Below are 17820 nucleotides of genomic sequence, written 5' to 3'. Positions count from 1 at the left end.
CGCCGCGCCCGCGCCGCCGCTGCCGCCGGCGCCGCCGTCACCGATCAACCCGGCGGACCCGCCGTCACCGCCGGACACACCCGCCGCGGTCTCGTCGTAACCGGCCCCACCGTCTCCGATCAACAGACCCCCCGCGCCGCCGTCCGGATCGGTCGCAGTGCCGTTCGTGCCGTCGCCGATGAACACGTCGACCACGGGGATCTGTCCCAACGCGGCGACCAGCGGGCTCGCGGCGAGGTCCCCGACCGCGGTGGACACCGCCGACGCAACCTCTGTCGTCAGGTCGGAGACGGGTTCACCGGACGAGTCCACGCTCTCCACAACGGACCCGGCATCCGCCGAACCGTCCGGCCGGTACGCGCCGTACAGCAACACCGTCGTCGGATTCGTCGCCGGCGACAACGGGCCGCTCGGAGACGTTGGAAGCGTCGGGCTCACACCCAGCAACGCCAACACGTCGGACACCACCGCGGCCGGAGGCCGCACCGAACCCACCGCACCACCCGCCGCGGGCGCCTGCTGTGCCCCGACCGGTGACGCGGCACCCCCGCCGACACCGGTCGCTGCAGCCGCAGGAGATACCGACCCCGAGTCCGCACTCGTCGACGACGCAGAAGCCGCCCGCGGCGACACACCGGCCGCGGGAGCGGTCGGCCGTGTCACGGCCCGCGACGACGACTCCGTGCCACCGCCGGAAGAACCCGCCCGACCCGAGCCGAGGACACCGACCCGACCCGACCCGGAACCGTCTGCACCCGACCCGGACGACACCGCCGCAGTACCCGACGACACCACCGGACCAACGGAGACCGACCTACCTGCCGACGCCCGACGCGCCGCCGAGCCGGACCTACCCGATGCCGACCCGGACCCCCGTCCCCCCGACCCAGGCGACAACGACCCAGACGACGACCCAGACACCGACGAGGACGAACCTGCGACTGACGACCCCGAGCGCGACGCCGACGAGCTGGACGACCCCGAGCGCGACGACCCCGAGTGCGACGCCGACGACCTGGAACCGCCGGTGCTGCCCGAACCCGCTGCATGTGCCACGCCCGAACCGCACGCCACGGCCGCACCGACCCCGCACGCCATCGCGATCGTCCCCACCACCCGGGTCACGGCCTTACCGACCCCGCGGGCACCGTCATCTTCACCGCCGTCCCGGGTGCCACCGAACGCCACCGGTACCCGACCGCCCCGCTGTCGCCCGCCGACGACATGTTCGCCGAGACTCCGCTCGACACCTCGGACGACCTCGACGCACGTCGCCGGGCGGCCGTGCACCCCGATCGCGGACCGGGTCGCCTCCACGGTCCACGGCGGCACCACTGAGGAGCGCACCGCCGACAACGACACCGTGCCCGCCGCCCCCTCCGCGGGTGTCGCCGTAGAGCCGGCTGCGCTACGCCTGTCCGATCTGCGGTGCTTACCGTGCTCGGCCATCACGGCCCCCTCATGTTGCTCAGTGCGACACCACCCACCAGCCGCACCAGCCGCGGGCTTCAGGATTCACATCATCCCGGATCGCCCCCGCCGCACGCCTGAGAACACCGAATTATTTCGCGGACATCGCCATTTCTCATTATTTCTCCGACATCGTCATTTCCCCGACCTGGTCCACGGCGATCGTCGGCCGTGGTGTCACGACGGCGCCCGGACCGCGCGGAGACGACGACAGCTCTCCGGTCGATCTTGCGCACGAGGAGCCGCCGTGGGTCGGATGTGGTTCAACCCGATTCGTTTCTAACACCGCAGCGTCGCCTCACTGAACCGGTCCGCTGCGCCGGTTTCCTGCGCCGACGCGGGCGATGCGATCGACATAGCCATCCCGCCGGCGCACCTGAAGCGCTTCGGGCCGAGCGTCACCTGCTTGGGCGTGCCGCGTCCCGCGGAGTAAAGGAGGATGAGGGTGAGGCTTCTGCTGCGGAAGACGGTGTTCGTGCGGCGATCCCGTCGAACACCATGCCGATCAGTCGTCGCCCTTGTACGAGACCGTCTTCGTTCGGGGCGACACGCCACAAGAAGCCCATCAAAAGCAACACGTCACCCGGATCGTGGCCGGGGCCCACCGACCCCTCGGCGATACAAGCGTCCAGAAGCTTCCCGACGGCGAAGAGCACCGGAGCGTACGTCTCGTTGATGGCGTCCTGGATCGCCGCATGGTGCAACGCCTCACCGAGTCCGTGCTTGACTCGGATGTAGGACGACAGTGTCTCGAACCAGGTGACGAAGCCTTCACGTGCCGACCCCGAAGCAAGTACCCCGTCGACGGAGTCGACCAGGCGCTCCACGTCGTGCCGGTAAACCGCCAGGATCAAGTCCTCCCGGGTGGGGAAGTGCCGGTACAGCGTTCCCGCTCCGACCCCGGCGCGCTTCGCGATCACGTTCAACGACACCGTCGGATCGGCGGCGAACAGGTCGTGTGCCGCCTCCAGGATCGCTATGTGCTTGCGAGCCGCAGCCTGCCGTTGAGTCCCATAGGACTGCCCCTGCGGCATCAGCCCCCCTTGAATTGCGGAGAACTCTCCGCTAGTTTGCATATCGCGGAGAACTCTCCGCGAACCCACGGTAGCAGGAGGTATCTCCATGCAGTACGTCAAGCTCGGCACCACCGGACTGGATGTGTCGCCCATCGCGATCGGCGCAATGACCTACGGCGAGCCCGACCGCGGGCACCCGGTCTGGTCGCTCGGCGAAGAGGCCGCCCGACCGCTGATCAAGCACGCCCTCGATGCAGGCATCAACTTCTTCGACACCGCCAACATGTACTCGAACGGGTCCAGTGAAGAGATCCTCGGCCGCGCTCTGACAGACTTCGCCGATCGTGACGATGTAGTGATCGCCACCAAGCTCCGCCACCCGATGCGTCCAGGGCCGAACGGCAGGGGCCTCTCCCGCAAGGCGATCATGAGCGAGGTCGACCACAGCCTCACGAGGCTCGGGACCGACTACATCGACCTATACCAGGTCCACCGGAACGACCACGCGACGCCGCTGGAGGAGACTCTCGAAGCCCTGCACGATCTTGTGAAGGCGGGCAAGGTCCGGTATCTCGGCGCATCTTCGATGCATGCCTGGGAGCTCGCGAAGGCCTTGCACATTCAAAAGCAGCACGGCTGGGCGCGATTCGTCTCGATGCAGAACCACTACAACCTGCTGGCTCGCGAGGAGGAACGCGAGATGATCCCGCTGTGCCTCGATGAGGGGATCGGCACCATCGTCTGGAGCCCGCTGGCCCGCGGCCGACTCGCACGAGCGTGGGACGACGCGAAAGGCACCGCACGGGCCGAGGCCGACGGTGCCTACGCCGACCTGCTCTACACACCCGCGGAGAACGCGTCGAACCGCGCGATCGTGGATACGGTCGGACGAGTCGCCGATGCCCACGGGGTCAGCCGTGCCCAGGTGGCACTCGCATGGCTGCGCCACCAGCGGGTCGTCACCGCACCGCTGGTCGGTGCAGGTACGATCCGACAGATAGACGATGCTGCAGCATCACTCGACCTCGATCTGACGGACGACGAGATCAGTGCGCTCGAGGCGTCGTACACCCCCCGGTACGACTTCCAAGGTGTGTCGGATGAGGCCGAACTCGATGCGATCCGAGCTCGTATCCCCGGGATGGCTCTGACGGCCTGAGGTTCGCCCACGTCGAGACCGCGGTCACTCGATGCGCGCGGTCGCACTCATCGCCGCAGGCCGGCGGTGCGGCTGATTCTACGGTCGGTGTCGGTGGTCGGATTCGCGACGTGGCGGCCGGGGGAGATCGTGTGTTCGCGACCCGGGAGTCTGCGGACCGCAGCGATCGATGCGGGCACCGACGGGAGCCGGCGGTGATCCGCCGCGGTGAGCCTGCCCGCAGCTGCCGCCGCTGGGGGTGTCGCCGGACTCGGGCTCCACGCCCGATTCAACCGGGTGGCTCTGTCTCGGCCTCGTCGAGCGTCGGGAACGCGGCGATGACGGTGACGAACCGCTGTCGACTCCCTTATCGCCGGCGTGAGTTGCCGGAAACGGATGTAAAGGCGTCGAGGGCCGCCGCGTGAGCCTGGACACTCGCGTCACCGGTGAGCGCGAGCTGGGCGACGTAGCCCAAGGTGAGCGACAGCAGGAGCTGCCCGATTTCTGCGGGATCGACTGAGGGGTCGATGATTCCGGCGGCCTGCCAGTGGCGGGCGACCGCGGAGTACCCGGTACGCAGCCGTCGCTGAGCGCGACACATCTCTGCCCGGAGAGTGTCGTCGGAGCGGGAGTGGCTCCAGCCGTGCACCGCCACGCCGGTCAGGTCGGTGTCGCCGCTGGTGCTGTAGCCGAGCACCGCGGTCAGTACCGCGGTCAGGAACGGGCCCGGGGGGAGCGGAGGGGCCTGGGTGAGGATCGGCTCGATCGCGTCGATCGCGCCCGTCGTACCGTCGATGACGGCCGCTCGGATGATGTCCTCCTTTCCGGCGAAATACCGGTAGACAGCGCCGGTGGACATCCCGGTCCGCGCGACGATCATCTCCATCGAGACCGCCTCGAGGCCGTACTCGTCGACGCAGGCGCGTGCCGCGTCGAGGATCCGCAGGCGGCGCTGGTCCCGGGTTGCTGAGGAGAGTCGCGGCACCAGGCCACTGTAGCGAATGTTTCTTCTTGTTTGACCTTGACGGGTGCGACATCGGGCTGCTCTACTGGCACCTGCCATTGCGAATGTTTATTCTCGTTTGGAGACGATTCGATGTCTGATCTGCGGGTCCACCACCTCAACTGCGCCCACGTCACCGCAATGTCGATAGGCGGTCTCCCCCTCGCCTGCCACGTGCTGCTGATCGAGACTCCGAGCGACGGGTTGGTGCTGGTCGACAGCGGACTCGGGACGGCCGACTACGCCGCGATCGCTTCTCGCCTGGGCTTCGCTTTCGCGCGGCTCTACGCGCGCCCCACGGTCGCCCCCGCCTTGGCGGCCATCCACCAGGTCCGCGCACTCGGTCACCGGCCCGAGGACGTCCGGCACATAGTGCAGACCCATCTGGATCTCGACCACGTCGGTGGCCTGTCCGACTTCCCCTGGGCCGCGGTACATGTGCACGCCGATGAGTTGGCTGCAGCAACCGACCGCAGAGGAGTGAAGGCCCGGGGCCGGTACCGCCCGGCCATGTGGGCCCACGGCCCGGACTTCACCACCTACGCCGAGGAGGACGGCGAAGCGTGGTTCGGATTCTCGGCCGTGCGCGCGCTCGCCGGACTACCTGAGCAGATCCTGCTCATCCCACTGCGTGGCCATACCCACGGTCACTGCGGCGTCGCCGTCGACAGCGAGTCCGGATGGCTCCTCGACGCCGGTGACGCCATCTTCGACCACCGTCAACTACAGGTGCGACCTCAGATAGGACGACGCGTCGGCGTGTTCGAGAAGATCGTCACCACCGACAAGATCCAACGTCTGGCCAATCAGTGCCGACTCCGCGCATTGGCCGCTGAACATCCTGAGATCGAGATCTTCGCGGCCCACGACCCGACACCGTTCCCGCCTGCGACGTCGGTGTGACCGACCGTTCGGTCATCTCTCGGCTGCGGTGCTCCATGCGTTCGATGGCAAGGCTGCGTGGTGGCACTCGTCGGCAACAGATCGGACGGAGCCGAAGAATCCATCGGTGCGAACGGCGTCGCACGGGCTGCGATGCAGGGTGGACACCGGGTCCGGTGTCCACCCTCGAAGTGGCTGTCCTAGTGGCGGATTGGAATCAGCGGCCGCCCGTGCGCGAACCGCCCGACACCGGGACGCGCTCGGTGTCCACCCGCTCCTTGCGCACCGAGTCGGTGACCGTCTTCTCGTCGGCGACCTCGTTCACCGACAGTCCCACCCGCTCGACGGGCACCGTCTTCTTGTCGGCGATCACCCGATCCTCGTGCAGAGTCACCTCGGCGACCTCGTCGCCGAGCGAGCCGTCGGGTGCACGTTCGCCGCTGATCGGCTCGCGCACCACCTCGACCTCCTCGTGTGTCACCGGAACGGTCACCGTCTGCTGCTCGGTCACGACGTGTTTCCGCAGTCGTGCTCTGCCGGACGTGACCCGTTCCGTAGCCACGTCGAGACGCTCCTCCGAGCGGACCACGGTCGCGTCGTGGCCGGGGGCCGATTGGGTACGTGGGGCGCCAGCCGCAGCACCGTCGGCCGCCGGCGTGCCGGGGACGTCGGCATGCGTCCCGCGGCTGTCCCGCCCGGCACGACCGGGCGTGAGGCCGTAGTGTCGGAGTAGCTCACCGTACTGGGCCTGCGTGATCCCGCCGTCGGTGTCGAGGTGCGGGGCGTCTTTGACGGCATCCTTGGTGACCGCGACGGTGATGCGGTCACCCTCGCGGTGTGCGCCCGCCAGCGGGACGAGCGATGTGGCGGTTCCGAACCACCCTGTCTTGACCGCCACCCACGTGGGTGACTTCGTGTTCTCATCGATGTAGATCTGGTCGACCTTGCCGACTTTTGTTCCGTCGCGGTCGAATACGATCGAACGTGCAACGATGTCGAGTCCTCGTGCGTCAGTCATGAGTCTCACTCACTTCCTCTCGAAATCTCGTTCTTCGGCCTGTGACACCGAACCGGGCGGACACCCAACCGGGCGGAATCCGCACGTACACCGTGAAACTCGTACTCGATGGCGGGCCGGTGTCGCTTCCGACGGTAACGACCATGCGTCGTGTCGCAACCACCCACGGAGCGTGCTCGGCGCCGCGCCGCCCGGGTGGGCGGCGCTCGCCGACCGATGGGAATGCCTGCGACGCAGGATGATCGGTCGGGGGATCGGAGTCCGAGTGCCTGCTCGCCGGGTTCCCCGAGCGATATCCGAGGCGAGCGACAAAGCGGCATATACGGAACATCACGGGTGTTCGTTGTAGTGCATCCGCGGTCCAGCGATGTGGCGGGTACGAACTATCTGGGCGTCCGTCGTGTCAGCGCGGTGAACGCCCCGACGATCCGCTCGGCGTCCGCCCGGATCGGAGTCTGGGAAACCTACGAAAACGGCTGTCATCGTCGGTGTCTGAGCGGATCATCGACAGCGGTGAACGGCGGGGTGGGCACTGCGAACGAGACTGCCCCGCTCTGCCGCAGAACGCCCCGACCACCATCGTCGGGCGCCGATGAAGGAGTCGTTACATGACTGTCGAAGGACCTCGCGCGTACAACACCGTCTGGCAGATGCGCTCAGACGCCTGGTGCCGGCTCGAAGAGGCGGCCGAGGTGCTGACCGCGCCCGCGGAACCGCAAGAGCGCGAGCGACAGGTCGAGGCGGTGGCCGAGTTGCTGCGCCACCTGACTCCGGTCGAGCCGTACTGGGCTTTCCCCGGCACCCTCCAGTTCGCGAAGATCGCCCGCAGGTTCGCGGCCGGCGACTACTCGAAGTTCGCCCGCGCCGTCGCCCGCGTCAACCGTGCACTGACCACCGACTCGTACCGCCGCGGCGACGTCGACGACCTTTCGCAGGAAGACTCCGGCCAGCGCGGCATCGGTGACTTCGCGACCGGCGATCCGGACGCACCCGCCGCGCCGGATCGGCTGTACTTCGAGGTACTCGTCGTCGACTCCCTGACCGAGGAGCAGGAGCGCACGCTGCGGCAGGAGCTGCGCAACTGGCGCCGGGCCGACGCCGACTTCGTGTACGAGCTGGTATTCGTCGGCAGCGCGGAAGAGGCGTTGATTGCTGCACGCCTCAACGTGAACCTGCAGGCGGTGGTGATCCGGCGGCACTTCACCCACCACGCCACCCGCGACGTGTCGACGCTCTCCGACTTCATCGACCTGCAGCTCGAAGACGACCTGACCGGCAACGAGACCCCCGACGAGCGGGCGTCGATCCTGGCCGAGTCGATCGCGCATCTGCGGCCCGAGCTGGACCTCTACCTGATGACGGAGATCGACGTCGAATCGATCGCGGGGCGCCTGGGGGAGAACTTCCGGCGCGTCTTCCATGCCCGGGAGGGCATGCTCGAGCTGCACCTGAGCATTCTCCAGGGGGTCGCCGACCGTTACCGCACGCCGTTCTTCTCCGCGCTCAAGCAGTACAGTCAGCGACCCACCGGCGTGTTCCATGCACTGCCGATCTCGCAGGGCAAGTCGATCGTCGGCTCGCACTGGATCAAAGACATGCTGACCTTCTATGGGCTCGATGTGTTCATGGCCGAGACGTCCGCGACCTGCGGCGGTCTCGATTCGCTGCTCGAGCCGACCGGGCCGCTGCGCGACGCCCAGAAGCTGGCGTCCGAGACCTACGGTTCGCGGCACACCTATTTCGTCACCAACGGCACCTCGACCGCCAACAAGATCGTCACCCAGTCGCTGGTGGCGCCCGGCGACATCGTGCTGCTTGATCGCAACTGCCACCAGAGTCACCACTACGGGATGCTTATGGCGGGCGCGCAGGTGGTATACCTCGAGGCCTTCCCGCTCCCCGAGTACTCCATGTACGGCGCGGTGCCGCTGCGCGAGATCAAGTCGAAGCTGCTCGCCCTCAAGCGCGCCGGCAAGCTCGACCGCGTGCGGCTGCTGTCGCTGACCAACTGTACGTTCGACGGTGTCGTCTACGACCCGCTCCGGGTGATGGAGGAATGTCTCGCGATCAAACCCGACCTCGTATTCCTCTGGGACGAAGCCTGGTTCGCGTTCGCGAGGTTCCACCCGGACTTCCGGGCGCGCACGGCGATGGCGGCGGCCGCGGCGCTTCGAGAGAAACTGCAGGACCCGCAGTACCTCGCCGACTACCAGGCCTCGATCGATGACGTCGCTACCGCGTCGGACGAGGACCTGCTGAGTCGCCGACTGCGGCCCGACCCCGCGAAGGCACGGGTGCGGGTGTACGCGACGCAGTCGACGCACAAGACGCTGACTGCGCTGCGCCAGGGCTCGATGATCCACGTCTACGACCAGGACTTCGGGCAGAAGACCTCGGAGGCCTTCCACGAGGCCTACATGGCCCACACGTCGACCTCGCCGAACTACCAGATCCTGGCCTCGCTCGACCTGGGGCGGAGACAGGTGGCGCTCGAGGGCACCGAGATGGTGGTGCGGCAGATCGAGAACGCCATGCAGCTGCGCGACGCGATCGACACCCACCCGCTGCTGCAGACCTACATGCGCTGCCTGCGCACGTCGGACATGATCCCCGAGGAGTATCGCCCGTCGGGCATCGGGCAGCCGCTGCGCTCCGGCCTCCGGAACATGATCACCGCCTGGGGTACTGACGAATTCGTGCTGGACCCGTCGCGCGTCACGCTGTCCATCGGGCGGACGGGCTACGACGGTGACACGTTCAAGCGCGACCTGCTCATGGACCGGTACGGCGTCCAGATCAACAAGACCTCGCGCAACACGGTGCTGTTCATGACCAACATCGGCACCACCCGCAGCTCCGTCGCCTTCCTGGTCGAGGTGCTGGTGAAGCTCGCGCGTGAGATCCACAACGATGTCGAGGACATGAGCCTGTCGGAGCGGGCGCGGTTCGAGCAGAACGTGCACCGGCTGACCACCCCGACGGCGACGCAGCCAGACTTCAGCGGCTTCCATTCCGCGTTCCTCGACCCGACCGAGGGGATCGAGCAGACCCCCGAGGGCGACGTGCGGCGCGCGTTCTATCTCTCGTACGACGACGTCGCCTGCGAGTACCTCACGGATGCCCAGATCGAGGAGCGGATCGACGCGGGCGGCGACGTGGTGTCTGCGACGTTCGTGACGCCCTATCCGCCGGGATTCCCGGTGCTGGTGCCCGGTCAGGTGTTCAGCCGGGAGATCCTGTCGTTCATCCGAAACCTGGACACCCTGGAGGTGCACGGGTACAACCCGGAGCTCGGCTACCGCGTGTACACGGACAAGGCGATCGAGATCGCGTTGGCGGACAACCGCCGCCGAGCCGCGGCGGCCCGGAGCGAGTTCGTGTCCGCACCGGCGGCGCGCGCGACGGTGCACGCGGCGGCCACGCCGGCGAGCGCCGCCCTGGCGGACTCCGGGGATGTACCGACACCGTCGGGCGAGTCCGCACGAGGCCGTAGGAAGGCGCGTGCCGCCGAGCCTGCCGAGCCGAACGGGCAGGTCGGGGCCGCCGCGGAGTGACGGTGCCGGGTGCGCCCTGTGACGAGGGTGCACCCGGCACAGCCCACCTGTGGGCGAGTCGACGGGTTTTGTGCGGTATTGATTCGAATCAGGTCGCCGCGAGCGATTCTCAGTAGTGTCTCGGCACGTGAAACGAATCAGACAGGCGCGCGGCCTGGCGCTGCTGCTGGTGGTGGCCGTGACCGGGCTGATGCTGGTGGCGGGTGGCCTCTCATTGGTCGGCGTGGGTAGCCGCGCCGCGGCTGCGCCCACCGACAACTGCTCGCCTCCGGGTATCGAGTCGGCGTCGGCCGCGCCGACCAACCTCGGCGCAGCCGACAAGGGCGGGGATGAGGACAGGTACACGACGGCGAACGTGACCCCGCTCGCGCAGATCGACCGGAATGCGCTCGGGCTGCTCAAGCCGGGCACCATCTCCGTCGGGACCCTGTCCGACGCCGGGCCCAGCATCTGCGTGAACAGCAAGGGCGTGTTCACCGGTTTCGACAACGAGCTGCTGAAGGCGATCGCTGCGAAGCTCGGGCTGCAGATCCAGTTCTCGGGTACGGAGTTCTCGGGACTGCTCTCGCAGGTCGCCAACCATCGATTCGACGTCGGCTCGTCGTCGATCACCACGACCGATGACCGTCGCAAGACCGTCGCGTTCACCAACGGCTACGACTTCGGCTACTTCTCCCTGGTCGCGCAGACCGGCGGGAAGATCAAGACGTTCGGGGATCTGAACAAGAACACGCGCATCGGCGTGGTCCAGGGCACGGTCCAGGACGACTACGTGCGTAACACGCTGCACCTGGACGCCGTGGACTTCCCCGACTACGCAACCGCATATGCGAACCTCAAGACCGGCCAGATCGACGCCTGGGTGGCACCGTCCGCGCAGGCGGAGGGCGCAGTCAAGCCCGGCGACGGTACGTCGATCCTAGAGAACACGTTCAGCGTCAACAACTTCGTTGCATGGGCTGTCGCGAAGGACAACCCCAAGCTGGTCGAGGCACTCAACTCGGGCCTGGACGCGATCATCGCGGACGGCACCTACGCGAAGATCTACAGCGACTGGGAGCCGCGCGAGCTGCCGAAGGGCTGGAAGCCGGGTAGCAAGGCTGCGCCGCTGCCGAAGTTCCCGGACTTCGCGGCGATCGCCAGGGCGAACGCTGCGAAGACGCAGGGCGCGTCGGCGCCGGTCGCACGCAAGGGCACGCTCGCGCAGCTCGGTGACACGTTCTTCAACTGGGATCTGTACAAGCGCGCCTTCCCCGACCTGATCGAGACGGGCCTGCCGAACACCCTGATCCTCGCGATCGTGTCCGGCGTGATCGGCACCGTCGTGGGCCTGGTGCTGGCGGTGGCCGGGATCTCCCGGTCCCGCTGGCTGCGCTGGCCGGCGCGGGTGTACACCGACATCTTCCGTGGGCTGCCCGCGGTGGTGGTGATCCTCGTCATCGGCCTCGGCATCGGTCCGGTGGTCAAAGACATCACCGACAACAACCCGTACTGGCTGGGTGCCATCGCCCTGGGCCTGCTCGCCGCCGCATACATCGGCGAGATCTTCCGCTCGGGGATCCAGAGCGTCGAGACCGGCCAGCTGGAGGCCGCGCGCGCCGTGGGCTTCAGCTACCGCCAGTCGATGTCGCTGGTGGTGGTGCCGCAGGGGGTGCGGCGTGTGCTGCCGGCACTGATGAACCAGTTCATCACCTTGATCAAGGACAGCTCGCTGATCTACTTCCTCGGCCTATTGGCCACGCAGCGCGAGTTGTTCGCGGTGGGGCGCGACCTCAACGCCCAGACCGGCAATCTGTCGCCGCTGGTCGCCGCCGGCATCGTCTACCTGGTCTTGACGATCCCGCTGACCCACCTGGTCAACTACATCGACGTGCGCCTGCGCACCGGCAGACAGTCGGAGGCGGAGACCGAACCCACGCTGCCTCCGCTGCCCGCGGATCCGGCACCGTCGGGCCCGTCGATCGACAAGTCCGAGAGGGGATGACGAGAATGTCCGCACCCACTGCAGACACCCAGCGCGCGGTCTCGCTGACCGGGACCGACCTGCACCTGTCGTTCGGCAAGCACCACGTGCTGCGAGGCGTCGGCATCCAGGTCGACGCGGGCACCACGACGACGGTGATCGGCCCGTCCGGCTCCGGGAAGTCGACGCTCCTGCGTGTCCTCAACCGGCTGCACGAGCCGGACAGCGGCGACATCGCGCTCGATGGTCGGTCGGTCCTCGAGGACAACCCCGATCAGCTCCGCCGGCGCATCGGGATGGTGTTCCAGCAGTTCAACCTGTTTCCCCACATGACCGTGGCGCAGAACATCGCACTCGGCCCGCGGAAGTTACGTGGGCTCGACAAGGACGCGGCACGGACGCTCGCGGTCGAGCAGCTCGAGGTGGTGGGGCTGGCGCAGAAGGCCGACGCACGGCCCGGCAGCCTGTCCGGCGGCCAGCAGCAGCGGGTCGCGATCGCGCGGGCGCTGGCGATGAAACCCGAGGTGATGTTCTTCGACGAGGCGACGTCGGCGCTGGATCCGGAGCTGGTCAAGGGCGTTCTGGCGCTGATGACGGACCTCGCGTCTGAGGGCATGACGATGGTGGTCGTGACCCACGAGATGGGCTATGCGCGCACCGTGTCCGACAATGTGCTGTTCATGGACCGCGGCGTGGTCGTGGAGACCGGCAAGCCGGAGAAGGTGTTCGAGGCGGCCGAGTCCGAGCGTCTGCGCACGTTCTTGTCGCAGGTCCTCTGACCGCTCGGTCAGGCGACGCCGACGGCGAGCGCCACGACACCGATCAGCGGCGGCACGAGCTGGATGAGGGCGGGGCGGGCCTTGCTGCGGTCCGACAGCAGCAGTACCAGCCCCGCGGCGACCACGGAGCCGGCGCCGGCGAACACCAGCGTGGCGCCGACGGCCCGGTCGCCGGCAGCCGCGACCACGATGCCGACGGCGATCGAGATCGCGAGGAACAGGTTGTAGAAGCCCTGGTTCAACGCCAACGGCTTCGTCGTCTCGGCCTCGTCGAGTGTGGTGCCGAACGTGGCGCGTACCCGCGCGCTCGTCCACGCGATCGACTCCATATAGAAGATGTAGCAATGGATGACAGCCGCGACGGCGGCGAACACGAGGCCCACGATGATCATGTGGGTCATTGTCGTGCACTGCCGCCCGAGATCGTCGGGTCCCGGCGACAGCGGCCAGCCGCGGCGCCCCGCCCGCGCGACACCGCGCTTGCGGGGTTCGGTACGCTGGCTCGGACGCTCGTGGGCCCACCCGGCCCCGCGCCTGCAGCAGGATTCCGTCGCATGCGAAGTAGGGATTCCGCCATGTCTACCCGAGGAGAAGTTGAGTGAAGAGCACCGTCGAGCAGCTGAGCCCGACACGCGTCCGTCTGAGCGTCGAGGTTCCCTTCGACGAGCTCACCCCGGACTTCGATCGCGCATACAAGTCGCTGGCGCAGCAGGTCAACATCCCCGGTTTCCGTAAGGGCAAGGCGCCCGCGAAGCTGATCGAGGCCCGTGTGGGCCGCGACGCGGTGCTGTCCGAGGTGGTCAACGACACCCTGCCGGGCAAGTACTCGCAGGCCGTGACGGAGAACGATGTCAAGGCCCTCGGTCAGCCGGAGATCGACATCACCAAGCTCGAGTACGGCGAGACCTTCGCGTTCACCGCCGAGGTTGATGTCCGCCCCGAGATCGCCCTGCCGCCGTACGGCGACATCGACGTCACCGTCGAGCCCCTGACGGTGACCGACGAGGACGTCGACGAGCAGCTGAAGAGCCTGCGCGAGCGGTTCGGCACCCTCAAGGGCGTCGAGCGCGCGGTACAGAACGGCGACTTCGTCACCGTCGACCTGTCCGCCACCGTGAACGGTGAGGACGTCGAGGACGCCAAGACCACGGGCCTGTCGCACGAGGTGGGCAACGGTGAGCTCATCGACGGTCTGGACGAGGCCCTCGTCGGCATGGCGTCGGGCGAGACCAAGGACTTCACGACCACGCTGCTCGCCGGCGAGCACGCGGGTGAGGAGGCGGTCGTCACCGTCACCGTCGGATCCGTGAAGGAGCGGGAGCTCCCCGAGCTGGACGACGACTTCGCGCAGCTGGCGAGCGAGTTCGACACCGTGGACGAGCTGAAGGCCGACCTTCGCACCCGCGTCGAGACGAGCAAGAAGATGGGTCAGGCGTCGGAGATCCGCGACGGCGTCCTCGAGCGGCTGCTCGAGTTGACCGAGATCCCGGTCCCGGAGCAGCTCGTACAGGCACAGGCCGACGAGCAGATCCACGAGGTGGTGCACCAGCTGGGCCACGACGACGACCTGCTCGCCAAGGCGCTCGAGGCGCAGGGCACCACGCGCGAGGAGTTCGAGGCCCAGGCCCGCGAGTCGGCCGAGAAGCAGGTGCGCGTGCAGCTGCTGCTCGACGCGATCGCGGACGCCGAGGAGGTCTCGGTGGACCAGCAGGAGCTGCAGGAGCACATCCTGTTCCAGGCGCAGCGCTACGGCATGAACCCCGGCGAGTTCATCCAGCAGGTGCAGCAGGCCAACCAGCTTCCGGCCCTGTTCCAGGAGGTCCGTCGAGGCAAGGGCCTCGCCAACGTGGTGCTCGAGGCCACGGTGACCGACTCGGAGGGCAACGTCGTCGATACCAAGGCGATGTTCGACCGTGAGGACGCCGAGGACTCCGCGGCGGTCGAGGCTGCAGCGGACGTCGAGGCTGCAGCGGACGCACCCGAGGGGGACGTCGTAGAGCAGGGCGACGCAGAGCAGAGCGACGCGGAGAAGTAGTTCACACCACCGCGCGCCCCGCAGCCGACCGGCTACGGGGCGCGCGGTGTCTTCGACACAGGGCCGTGCCGCTTCTGCTGTCAGCGTATGTACGCCGTGGCGGGACGTTCGGCGGTGCGCCATTGGTTAGTGTCGGTGTCAGTGACAAGCTGTCAGGTACGAAAGGGTAGGAAGCTTTGACCATCCAGACCCCCGCGATGCGGGCGAACACGCCCGGTCTGAACCTCACCGATTCGGTGTACGAGCGCCTGCTGCAGGAGCGGATCATCTTCCTGGGCAGCCAGGTCGACGACGATATCGCCAATAAGCTGTGCGCCCAGATCCTGCTGCTGTCGGCGGAGGATCCGACCCGGGACATCAACCTCTACATCAACTCGCCCGGTGGCTCGGTCACGGCGGGCATGGCGATCTTCGACACGATGCAGTTCTCGGAGTGCGACATCGCCACGTACGCCATGGGCCTGGCCGCCTCGATGGGCCAGTTCCTGCTCGCTGCCGGCACCAAGGGCAAGCGCTACGCCCTGCCGCACGCGCGGATCATGATGCACCAGCCCTCGGCGGGCATCGGCGGTACCGCGTCGGACATCGCCATCCAGGCCGAGCAGTTCGCCGCCACCAAGAAGGAGATGAACCGGCTGAACGCCGAGTTCACCGGTCAGTCGCTCGAGAAGATCGAGACCGACGCCGATCGGGACAACTGGTTCACCGCCCAGGAGGCCCTCGAGTACGGGTTCGTCGACCACGTGATCACGCGGCCGGTGTCCGTGACCACGAACTGACCTACGAACCTCGAACTGGAGACCTCATGTCGTACACCCCACCGCAATCGCGGTACATCCTGCCCTCGTTCATCGAGCACACGCCCAACGGCGTCCGTGAGTACAACCCGTACGCCAAGCTGTTCGAGGAGCGCATCGTCTTCCTCGGCACGCAGATCGACGACGCGTCCGCGAACGATGTGATGGCACAGCTGCTGGTGCTCGAGTCGCAGGACCCCGACCGCGACATCACGATGTACATCAACTCGCCCGGTGGTTCGTTCACCTCGCTGATGGCGATCTACGACACGATGCAGTACGTGCACTCGGACATCGCCACCGTCTGCCTCGGTGAGGCGGCTTCGGCGGCTGCGGTGCTGCTCGCAGGTGGTACGCCGGGCAAGCGGGCCGCGCTGCCCAACTCGCGGATCCTGATCCACCAGCCGCGCACCGGAGGCTCGATGCAGGGTCAGGTCTCGGACCTCGAGATCCAGGCCAAAGAGGTCGAGCGCATGCGCCGGCTGATGGACGAGGTGCTTGCGCGGCACACCGGCAAGGACCCGGAGCAGGTGCGCAAGGACACCGATCGGGACAAGATCCTCACGGCCCAGGAGGCCAAGGAGTACGGGATCATCGACACGGTGTTCCCCTACCGCAAGGCTTCGGCCAGACGCTGACACATCGGTCCGGCGTGGCGTTCGACGCCCGCGCCGGACGCCCCCGGGGCAGCCGCGACACGCCGCGCGAGCGGGATACGCGGCGCCCGGAGGGGGCTATCGCAAGCTATCCATATCGGTCGCCGGGACTCCGCTGTACGGGTACCGTCGTAAGCAGGCATCGCGGCCCCCGGGCGCGGCGCGCACACGCAAGGAAGTGGGACTCCAGGACTATGGCACGGATCGGTGACGGCGCGGACCTGCTGAAATGCTCGTTCTGCGGGAAGAGCCAGAAGCAGGTCAAGAAGCTCATCGCTGGTCCTGGCGTGTATATCTGCGACGAGTGCATCGACCTCTGCAACGAGATCATCGAGGAGGAACTCGCCGAGTCCTCCGAGGTCAAGCTCGACGAGTTGCCCAAGCCGACGGAGATCCGGGACTTCCTGGAGAACTACGTCATCGGTCAGGACAACGCGAAGCGGACGTTGGCCGTTGCGGTGTACAACCACTACAAGCGCATCCAGGCCGGGGAGCGCAAGGATGCCCGTGGAGAGAGCGTCGAGTTGGCCAAGTCCAACATCCTGATGCTCGGACCCACCGGTTGCGGCAAGACCTACCTGGCGCAGACGCTCGCCAAGATGCTCAACGTGCCGTTCGCCATCGCCGACGCCACCGCCCTCACCGAGGCCGGGTACGTGGGTGAGGACGTCGAGAACATCCTGCTCAAGCTGATCCAGGCCGCCGACTACGACGTCAAGCGCGCCGAGACCGGCATCATCTACATCGACGAGGTCGACAAGATCGCCCGCAAGAGCGAGAACCCGTCGATCACGCGCGACGTGTCGGGTGAGGGCGTGCAGCAGGCGTTGCTGAAGATCCTGGAGGGCACGCAGGCGTCGGTGCCGCCGCAGGGTGGCCGCAAGCACCCGCACCAGGAGTTCATCCAGATCGACACCACCAACGTGCTGTTCATCGTGGCCGGCGCGTTCGCGGGGCTCGAGAAGATCGTCTCCGACCGGATCGGCAAGCGTGGCATCGGTTTCGGTACAGAGGTGCGGTCGAAGAAGGACCTCGACACAGCCGACCACTTCGCCGACGTGCTGCCCGAGGATCTGATCAAGTTCGGCCTGATTCCCGAGTTCATCGGCCGCCTGCCGGTCATCGCGTCGGTCTCGAACCTGGACAAGGAGTCGCTGGTCTCGATCCTCTCCGAGCCGAAGAACGCACTCGTCAAGCAGTACGCGCGGTTGTTCGAGATGGACGGCGTGGAGCTCGAATTCAGCGAGGACGCGCTTGAGGCCGTCGCTGACCAGGCGATCCTCCGCGGCACCGGCGCACGCGGCCTACGCGCCATCATGGAAGAGGTCCTCAACCCCGTGATGTTCGACATCCCGTCGCGCGACGACGTCGCGAAGGTGGTCGTCACGGGGGAGACGGTGCGCGACAACGTTCTCCCGACGGTGGTGCCGCGCAAGCGGTCTCGCGACGAGCGGCGTGACAGGAGCGCCTGATCCGCCCCTGAGGGGCTCAGCATTCCGCCGCCGGGCG

Annotated in this window: 15 protein-coding genes; 9 read left to right on the top strand and 6 right to left on the bottom strand. The window is 67.4% G+C overall.

Annotated elements, in window-relative coordinates; translation table 11 throughout:
- The 3 genes from ABD908_RS09915 to ABD908_RS09905 form a co-directional block, all read right to left on the bottom strand.
- Positions 1-486, bottom strand: a 486-nt coding sequence (locus ABD908_RS09915; protein ID WP_344994487.1) for a PGRS repeat-containing protein, incomplete at its 3' end; no start/stop codon positions are given.
- A 364-nt stretch (positions 487-850) separates the two neighbouring features.
- Positions 851-1069 (bottom strand): hypothetical protein, encoded by a 219-nt coding sequence (locus ABD908_RS09910; protein ID WP_344994484.1) that lies wholly within the window; start codon positions 1067-1069, stop codon positions 851-853.
- 799 nt (positions 1070-1868) lie between these two features.
- Complete coding sequence (locus ABD908_RS09905) at positions 1869-2504, bottom strand: TetR/AcrR family transcriptional regulator (protein ID WP_344994481.1); 636 nt, start codon at positions 2502-2504, stop codon at positions 1869-1871.
- An 88-nt stretch (positions 2505-2592) separates the two neighbouring features.
- Between ABD908_RS09905 and ABD908_RS09900 the strand changes: the two genes are divergently transcribed.
- Complete coding sequence (locus ABD908_RS09900; protein ID WP_344994478.1) at positions 2593-3645, top strand: aldo/keto reductase; 1053 nt, start codon at positions 2593-2595, stop codon at positions 3643-3645.
- 346 nt (positions 3646-3991) lie between these two features.
- On the opposite strand, the gene ABD908_RS09895 is transcribed toward ABD908_RS09900, so the two are convergent.
- Positions 3992-4609: a TetR/AcrR family transcriptional regulator gene (locus ABD908_RS09895; RefSeq protein ID WP_344994475.1), complete on the bottom strand. Its 618-nt coding sequence runs from the start codon at positions 4607-4609 to the stop codon at positions 3992-3994.
- A 111-nt stretch (positions 4610-4720) separates the two neighbouring features.
- On the opposite strand from ABD908_RS09895, the gene ABD908_RS09890 reads away from it, so the two are divergent.
- Positions 4721-5530: an MBL fold metallo-hydrolase gene (locus ABD908_RS09890; RefSeq protein ID WP_344994472.1), complete on the top strand. Its 810-nt coding sequence runs from the start codon at positions 4721-4723 to the stop codon at positions 5528-5530.
- Positions 5531-5726: 196 nt separating this feature from the next.
- On the opposite strand, the gene ABD908_RS09885 is transcribed toward ABD908_RS09890, so the two are convergent.
- Complete coding sequence (locus tag ABD908_RS09885) at positions 5727-6527, bottom strand: DUF2382 domain-containing protein (protein WP_344994469.1); 801 nt, start codon at positions 6525-6527, stop codon at positions 5727-5729.
- A gap of 608 nt (positions 6528-7135) precedes the next feature.
- Between ABD908_RS09885 and ABD908_RS09880 the strand changes: the two genes are divergently transcribed.
- The 3 genes from ABD908_RS09880 (at position 7136) to ABD908_RS09870 (ending at position 12823) form a co-directional block, all read left to right on the top strand.
- Positions 7136-10081, top strand: a complete 2946-nt coding sequence (locus ABD908_RS09880; RefSeq protein WP_344994466.1) for an aminotransferase class I/II-fold pyridoxal phosphate-dependent enzyme — start codon at positions 7136-7138, stop codon at positions 10079-10081.
- A gap of 190 nt (positions 10082-10271) precedes the next feature.
- Positions 10272-12065, top strand: coding sequence for an ABC transporter substrate-binding protein/permease (locus ABD908_RS09875; RefSeq protein ID WP_344994499.1), 1794 nt, complete (start codon positions 10272-10274; stop codon positions 12063-12065).
- A gap of 5 nt (positions 12066-12070) precedes the next feature.
- The gene (locus ABD908_RS09870; RefSeq protein ID WP_344994464.1) at positions 12071-12823 is read left to right on the top strand and encodes an amino acid ABC transporter ATP-binding protein; all 753 of its coding nucleotides are present in this window, start codon (positions 12071-12073) and stop codon (positions 12821-12823) included.
- An 8-nt stretch (positions 12824-12831) separates the two neighbouring features.
- Here the strand turns inward: ABD908_RS09870 and ABD908_RS09865 are convergent, their stop codons facing one another.
- Entirely contained in the window at positions 12832-13215 is a 384-nt protein-coding gene (locus ABD908_RS09865; RefSeq protein WP_344994462.1) for a DUF1304 domain-containing protein, read from the bottom strand.
- A gap of 206 nt (positions 13216-13421) precedes the next feature.
- On the opposite strand from ABD908_RS09865, the gene tig reads away from it, so the two are divergent.
- The 4 genes from tig to clpX all read left to right on the top strand — a co-directional run bounded on the left by tig (position 13422) and on the right by clpX (position 17783).
- Positions 13422-14858 (top strand): trigger factor, encoded by a 1437-nt coding sequence (tig, locus tag ABD908_RS09860; RefSeq protein ID WP_344994460.1) that lies wholly within the window; start codon positions 13422-13424, stop codon positions 14856-14858.
- A gap of 197 nt (positions 14859-15055) precedes the next feature.
- Positions 15056-15637, top strand: a complete 582-nt coding sequence (locus tag ABD908_RS09855; RefSeq protein WP_344994496.1) for an ATP-dependent Clp protease proteolytic subunit — start codon at positions 15056-15058, stop codon at positions 15635-15637.
- A 26-nt stretch (positions 15638-15663) separates the two neighbouring features.
- On the top strand, positions 15664-16293 hold the full coding sequence (locus ABD908_RS09850; RefSeq protein ID WP_344994458.1) for an ATP-dependent Clp protease proteolytic subunit: 630 nt from the start codon (positions 15664-15666) through the stop codon (positions 16291-16293).
- Positions 16294-16505: 212 nt separating this feature from the next.
- A complete protein-coding gene (gene clpX, locus ABD908_RS09845; RefSeq protein ID WP_344994455.1) occupies positions 16506-17783 on the top strand; it encodes an ATP-dependent Clp protease ATP-binding subunit ClpX in 1278 nt (425 codons plus the stop codon).
- Positions 17784-17820: the final 37 nt, after the last annotated feature.

Origin of the sequence: Tsukamurella soli (genome assembly GCF_039541155.1) — a bacterium.
Lineage (GTDB): Bacteria > Actinomycetota > Actinomycetes > Mycobacteriales > Mycobacteriaceae > Tsukamurella > Tsukamurella soli.
This window is presented reverse-complemented; position numbering and strand designations above follow the sequence as displayed.